At 72.4% G+C, this 6,470-nt stretch carries 7 protein-coding genes; 4 read left to right on the top strand and 3 right to left on the bottom strand.

Going from position 1 to position 6,470, the window contains the following annotated elements; all coding sequences use genetic code 11:
• The first annotated feature begins 160 nt into the window (after positions 1-160).
• The gene (locus ACFVYN_RS31970) at positions 161-1,069 is read left to right on the top strand and encodes a pseudouridine-5'-phosphate glycosidase (RefSeq protein ID WP_390004903.1); all 909 of its coding nucleotides are present in this window, start codon (positions 161-163) and stop codon (positions 1,067-1,069) included.
• Entirely contained in the window at positions 1,066-2,004 is a 939-nt protein-coding gene (locus ACFVYN_RS31965; protein ID WP_390004900.1) for a carbohydrate kinase family protein, read from the top strand. Before ACFVYN_RS31970 ends, ACFVYN_RS31965 begins: the two co-directional genes overlap by 4 nt.
• A 124-nt stretch (positions 2,005-2,128) precedes the next feature.
• On the opposite strand, the gene ACFVYN_RS31960 is transcribed toward ACFVYN_RS31965, so the two are convergent.
• Complete coding sequence (locus ACFVYN_RS31960; protein ID WP_390004897.1) at positions 2,129-2,923, bottom strand: methyltransferase domain-containing protein; 795 nt, start codon at positions 2,921-2,923, stop codon at positions 2,129-2,131.
• Between the two features lie 261 nt (positions 2,924-3,184).
• On the opposite strand from ACFVYN_RS31960, the gene ACFVYN_RS31955 reads away from it, so the two are divergent.
• Positions 3,185-4,312, top strand: coding sequence for a magnesium and cobalt transport protein CorA (locus ACFVYN_RS31955; RefSeq protein ID WP_390004894.1), 1,128 nt, complete (start codon positions 3,185-3,187; stop codon positions 4,310-4,312).
• A 25-nt stretch (positions 4,313-4,337) separates the two neighbouring features.
• Here the strand turns inward: ACFVYN_RS31955 and ACFVYN_RS31950 are convergent, their stop codons facing one another.
• Together ACFVYN_RS31950 and ACFVYN_RS31945 are read right to left on the bottom strand one after the other, a co-directional pair.
• Entirely contained in the window at positions 4,338-4,769 is a 432-nt protein-coding gene (locus tag ACFVYN_RS31950) for a CBS domain-containing protein (RefSeq protein ID WP_390004891.1), read from the bottom strand.
• A gap of 159 nt (positions 4,770-4,928) precedes the next feature.
• Positions 4,929-5,561, bottom strand: coding sequence for a uridine kinase (locus tag ACFVYN_RS31945; RefSeq protein WP_390004888.1), 633 nt, complete (start codon positions 5,559-5,561; stop codon positions 4,929-4,931).
• A 197-nt stretch (positions 5,562-5,758) separates the two neighbouring features.
• On the opposite strand from ACFVYN_RS31945, the gene ACFVYN_RS31940 reads away from it, so the two are divergent.
• Complete coding sequence (locus tag ACFVYN_RS31940; RefSeq protein WP_390004886.1) at positions 5,759-6,466, top strand: DUF2293 domain-containing protein; 708 nt, start codon at positions 5,759-5,761, stop codon at positions 6,464-6,466.
• Positions 6,467-6,470: the final 4 nt, after the last annotated feature.

Below are 6,470 nucleotides of genomic sequence, written 5' to 3'. Positions count from 1 at the left end.
ATGCCACCGGGTCGCGCACCCAGAGGACGACATGGTCGAGACGCATCGAGTTGTCCGTCATGCACCCCAGGCTGGTGTCGTCCTCCACAGCCCGCAAGGGTTTGACCGGGCGCGCCGCCCGCCAGACATGAGGGAAGACCGACCGACAGGAGGCAGGCCCGTGGTGCTGGTGGTGTCCGAAGAGGTGCGCGAGGCGATCGACGCGCGTCGACCGGTGGTGGCCCTGGAGTCCACGATCATCGCGCACGGGCTGCCGCGTCCGCGCAATCTGCAGGTGGCGCTGGAGCTGGAGGACGTCGTACGGCAGGAGGGGGCCGTACCGGCGACGATCGCCGTACTGGACGGGCGCCCCCAGGTCGGCCTCGACAAGCAGCAGTTGGAGCGGGTCGCGAACGAGGACGGGATCCGCAAGCTGGGCCACCGGGATCTGCCGCTGGCGGTGGCCGCGGGGGTGAGCGGGGCGACCACCGTGTCGGCGACGGCGCAGCTGGCGGCCCTGGCCGGCGTGGAGGTGTTCGCGACGGGCGGGCTCGGCGGGGTGCACCGGGAGTGGACGACGACCCAGGACGAGTCGGCCGACCTCGGCCTGCTGGCGCGCACCGCGATCACCGTGGTGTGCGCGGGCGTGAAGTCCATCCTGGACGTGCCCGCGACGCTCCAGCGACTGGAGACGCTGGGGGTCGCGGTCGCCGGGTACGGCACGGACCGCTTCCCCGGCTTCTATCTGTCGGACTCCGGCTACCCCGTGGAGTGGCGGCTGGACTCCCCCGAGCAGGTGGCGGAGGTCATGCGGGCGCGGCAGGCGCTGGGGGCGCCCGGCTCCGCGCTGATCGTGGCCAACCCGGTACCCGAGGAGGAGCAGCTGGATCCCGGGTTGCACGCGCGTGTGCTCGCGGAGGCGCTCCAGGCCTGCGAGGAGGCGGGAGTCACCGGTCAGGGGGTCACGCCGTTCCTGCTGGGCTACCTGGTGCGGCATACCGACGGTGCCTCCCTGAGCGCCAACCTGGCGGCGGTGCGGGGCAACGTGCGGCTGGCGGCCCGGATCGCGGCTGCCCGGGCCGGGGCGTGACGACGGAGGGGCACGGCGCCGCATCCACCGCCCGGGGCGGTGCCCTCCTGGTCGTCGGGGACGTCATCACGGACGTCGTCGCCCGGCATCGGGGACCGCTCGCCGCCGGTACGGACACCGCCGCCGCGATCCGTACGGTGCCGGGCGGGGCGGGGGCCAACGTGGCCTGCTGGGCCGCTCGTGGGGGCGGTGCGGAGGTACGGCTGCTGGGGCGGGTGGGCGCGGACGCGGCCGCGTGGCACGAGCGGGAGCTGGCCGCCTGCGGGGTGCGGCCGCAGCTGGTCGTCGATCCACAGGCGCCGACCGGGACGGTGATCTGCCTCGTGGACACGGGGGAGGCCGCCGAGCGGACGTTCCTGACCGACAGCGGCGCGTCATTGCGGCTGGAGCCGGACGACTGGTCGGACGCGCTGCTCGACGGCGTGGCGAGGCTGCATCTGTCGGGCTATCTCCTGTTCTCGGAGCCGAGCCGCGCTCTGGTGGCGGTGGCCCTGGAGTCGGCACACGCGCGTGGTGTTCCGGTGAGCGTCGACCCGGCGTCGGCTGGCTTCCTCCGGGAGCTGGGGGTGGACCGTTTCCTCTCGCTGGTCGAGGGGGTGGACGTCCTGTTGCCGAGCCGGGACGAGGCGTGCCTGCTCACCGGGTTGCCCGACGTGGCGGACGCGGCGGCCAAGCTGAGCCGCCACGTCCCGCTGGTGGTGGCCAAGCAGGGGCCGCGGGGGGCGTTGATCGCCCGCTCGGGCACCGTGTACGCCCAGTTGCCCGCGGTAGCGGCGACGCCCCGGGATACGACCGGGGCGGGTGACGCCTTCACGGGCGCGTTCCTCGCGGCCCTGCTGGCGGGCGCCGCTCCCGAGGACGCGGCAGCGGAAGGATGCCGGGCGGGTGCGCTGGCGGTGGAGCGGGTGGGTGGAAGGCCGCCGGTGCCAACCTGACGGCCGGTCTGAAGGCACTCCACGAGATCGACGGCCATCACGCACACTCTGGGCGGTCGTTGTCGGCGGGCGCCTCTCCCGGTTCCCTACCGGCCGCACCGGTGCCCCGACGTCCGCTGGCCTGCTACGCCTTGCGCCCCCATGCCGAGATCAGCGGGGCCGTGGCCAGGTCCATCGTGCCGGTGGCGACGTTGGCGAGGTGGCGGTCGATGTCCTCGTCCGTGGCCAGGCCCGCCGTGACCAGCCGGCCGCGGATCTGGCGGATCGTGGCGGACTCCAGGGCGGCGCAGGCCGTCGAGGCGAGCGGGAAGTAGGCGTCGGCGGCGACCTGACGCAGACCGGTCTCGCGGAGCAGGCGCGGGAGGGTGCGGCCGTAGGAGAGGTCGGCACCGCGGTCGGCGAGCAGCCTGCGAAAGCCCTGGCGTAGCCGGTTCGCCAGCTGCTGCTCGGGGCCGTACTCGTCGGGGCAGGTCAGAGGTTGCAGGGCGGGGTCGGCGTCCTCCAGCAGCAGCCGGCCGCCGGGACGCAGGGAGTTGATCATCGACCGCAAGGCCCGTTCCCGGTCCGGCACATGGACCAGGACGAGCCGGGCGTGCACCAGGTCGAAGTCCTCACCGGGGGGTTCCTCGGCGCTCACGTCGTGGACCCGTACGTCCACCGGCGGGCGGGCGGCCGCCGTGAGGAGCGTGGTGTCGAGGTCCGTCGCGACGACCTTTCCGGTCGGGCCGACCTTCTTCGCCAGCCAGGACACCACGGACGTGCCGCCCGCGCCGACCTCCCAGCAGCGCCAGCCGGATCCGATGCCGAATCCTTCGATGTGCCGGAAGGTCGTGGGGTCGAAGAGGGTGGCGAAGGCGTCGAAGCGCTCCCCCGCCTCCGTCTGCCGGTTGTCGAGGAGATACCCGTCGGTTCCTGTCATGCCGAGATGATCGCAGTCGCCGGGCCGGTCCGAAACGGACGACGCGATTCCTACGAGGAGACAGGCGTCCTACGAGGAGACAGGCGACGTCCGTCCGTCGGGCGACCGGGGCCGAAGCCGGTGCGGACAGGTTTTCCACAGGCGGGAACCAAGCGGAACCTCCCTTGTCCACAGGCTCACCCGGCGCTTGCGCCGACCTGGCAAACTGGCGCGCCAGGACGCAGAAACGCGTCGCTGGGAGGTCCACGCGAGGAGATCCAGATGTCCATGGCAGGGAATCTGCGAAAGGTCACGAGCCTCGGCAGGGTCGGCGGCCTGCGCAAGGTGGCCCGGCTGGCCCGGCGGCGCCCGCGCGTCGACCTGAGCCACCACGCCCGCTCCCCGCTGGGCACCTCGGTCGTCAACTGCGTGACCTACAAGGAGGGAGCCCGTATCCCGGTCGACGGTGATCTGGTCGACACCGTGGAGCGGGTGCGCAGGAACCGCGACGGTTTCGTCTGGCTCGGCCTGCACGAACCGTCGGACCATGAGTTCGAGGGCATCGCAGACCTCTTCGACCTGCACCCGCTGGCCGTCGAGGACGCGGTCGAGGCCCATCAGCGCCCGAAGGTGGAGCGCTACGGCGAGACGCTGTTCGCGGTGTTCAAGACGGTCTGCTACGTCGAGCACGAAGAGCTCACGGCGACGAGCGAGGTGGTCAACACCGGCGAGATCATGGTGTTCGTCGGCGAGGACTTCGTGATCACGGTGCGGCACGGCAGCCACGGGTCGCTGGGCCCGCTGCGCGAGGAGTTGGAGTCCGACCCGGGGCAGCTCGCCAAGGGACCGGCCGCGGTGCTGCACGCGATCGCGGACCATGTGGTCGACGACTACCTGGACGTCACCGATTCCATCCAGTCGGACATCGACCTGGTCGAGACGGCGGTCTTCGCGGACAACGGCGCGCGGGTCGACCCGGGCCGCATCTACCAGCTCAAGCGTGAACTGCTGGAGCTGAAGCGGGCGGTGGCCCCGCTCAGCCGCCCGCTGGAGGAGCTCTCCACCCGGCCGATCCAGGTCATCGCCCCGGAGATACAGGCGTACTTCCGTGATGTCTCCGACCATCTGCTGCGCGCCAAGGAGCAGATCGCCGCGTTCGACGAACTGCTCAACTCGATCCTTCAGGCCCACCTCGCGCAGGTGACGGTCGCGCAGAACGAGGACATGCGGAAGATCACGGCCTGGGCCGCGGTGATCGCCGTCCCGACGATGGTGTGCGGTGTGTACGGCATGAACTTCGACCACATGCCGGAGCTGCACTGGACGTTCGGCTACCCGTTGGTCATGGGCGTGATAGCCGTCGCCTGCGCTGTGCTGTACCGCGGCTTCCGGCGCAACGGCTGGCTGTGACCGGGTCCGTCGTCCGCGGGCCGGGTCAGTGGGTGGTGGAGGAGCGCGCGTAGACGCTCTCGGCCCAGCCGGCGATCTGCTCGTCCGTCAGGTGGCGGGCCAGGTCGGACTCGCTGATCATGCCCACCAGGCGCTTGTTCTCGATGACGGGGAGCCTGCGGATCCGGTGCTCCTGCATCTCGTGCAGGACGTCGGACACGTCGGCGCTCGCGTCGATCCAGCGGGGGGTGCCCTGAGCCATCTCGTCGGCGGTGACCTCGGCCGGGTCGCGACCCACGGCCACACAGCCGATGACGATGTCGCGGTCGGTGAGGATTCCGCACAGCCGTTCGTTCGCGTCGCTGATGGGCAGGGCTCCGACGCCGAGTTCACGCATCAGCTGGGCGGCGCGGTCGAGGGTCTCGTGGGCGGGGATCCACTGGGCACCCCGGTGCATGATGTCTCCGGCGGTGGTCATGGAGTACCTCCCGGTGCCGGACGGCCGGCGCGGCGCGGACGGCACCGCAAGTCCCGGCGCCCTACATTCTCGCCGCGCCGTCGGGGGCCCGCACCCGGAACCCGACGGTTGACGGCGCCCGGCCCGGGCAGCGCCGGGTCGGCCCTCCGATCGGCAGGGTCAGCCGGTCCACGCGGGGTGGCGGGGGTCGTCGGCGCGGACGAGGACGTCGGCCGTCCCGGCAGGGTCGGTCTCGTCGGTGTAGCGCTCGTAGGCGGGGAGGGTCCAGTGGTCGGGTTCGGGAGTACGGCGACGGAGGGCGCCATCGGAGAGGAGGACGTGGACGGTCAGGTCGAAGGGGAACCAGTGGCGCAGCAGGAGGGGGCCGTGGAGCAACAGGACGCCGCCGGGCGGGAGGTGGACGTAGGGACTGCGGGTGGCGCGGTCGGTGACCGGGTCCCAGAGGTCGGGCAGGACTCGGCCGTCGCCGCCGGGTTCGAGGGGGCCGAAGACCTCGCGCCAGAGGGCGCCGGTGTCGAACCAGCCGTCGTAGTAGGCCTCCAGGTCGTGGTGGCCGTATTCCAGACGGAGGGAGGCGGGGCGCAGGAAGCCCTCCATGCCGACGACGAGCGAAGGCCGGCCACGTATCCGCAGGGCCTCGCCGATCCGTTGGGCGAGTTCGCCCGGGCGGGCTGCCGGGGCGCCGTCGAGGGCCACGCGGGGCCAGGGGCTGCCGTCGGCCGGCTTGAGGTCGAGGAGCCGGTCGGCCAGCCGCTCGCCGAGCCGGTCCCAGGTGATCGCTTCGAGTCGCACACGGCCATGATGCGTCAGCCGACGTCGAGGACGCGTTGCGCGTGGGTGGGCGAGAGGGGTGTGGGGTGCTGCGCGGGCTGCTCTGCGGTAGGACGATCTCGCGGGTGCCGGTGGTCGACGAGATCGTGTCGCCGACGCGGCGCAAGAAGCGGGCGGCCGGGTGTCGGTGGTGGGTGTGGTCGGGGAATGAACCCCTCATGACAGGCCTCGCGAGTCCCCCTACCCGTGGCGGACCTGTCGTTGTCCAGCCGTTGCGGAGGCGGCACTGTGCGGAGTGCCGGGGCGGACCGTTGTCACTGCTCCTCGTCGAGGGTGGGTCGCCGCGGTGTCTCGACTGCGCAGACCTCGGACACCTGGTGTTCCTGCCGCGCGGGGACACGGCGCTCACGCGTCGGTCGCGGGAGGAGAGCGCGCTGTCGGCGGTTGTCGTGCGGTTCAACCGGCGCAAGGGGCGTTACGAACGGCAGGGCGCCCTCGTCGAGGAGGCGGGGCTGGCACGGGCCGAGGAGCGGTGCCTTGCCGACGCGGAGGCACGACGGAGACGACGGGTGCGGGACGCGCGACGGCGGGCCATGGAGGACGTGCGGTTCGCGGAGGCGTTCACCGCGGAGATACGGCGGCTGTTTCCCGGGTGCCCCGAGGAGCGGGCGCGGGCGATCGCCTCGCATGCGTCCCTGCGGGGCAGTGGGCGGGTGGGGCGGAGTGCGGCGGGGCGGGCCTTGTCGGAGGGCGCGGTGGTGTCGGCGGTGGCGGCGTCCGTGCGGCACGTGGACACGCCGTATGACGCGTTGCTGATGAGCGGGGTCGCACGGCATGAGGCGCGGCGGCGGATCTCGGGGCGGGTGGAGGCGGTACTGAGGGGATGGCGGGAGCCGGGAATGGTGGTGCGGGAGGTGGCGGGCTGACGCT

It is taken from the genome of Streptomyces sp. NPDC058307 (genome assembly GCF_042880295.1).
GTDB lineage: Bacteria > Actinomycetota > Actinomycetes > Streptomycetales > Streptomycetaceae > Streptomyces.
The sequence above is the reverse complement of the archived record's forward strand: the minus strand, read 5'-3'. Positions and strand labels throughout refer to the sequence as shown.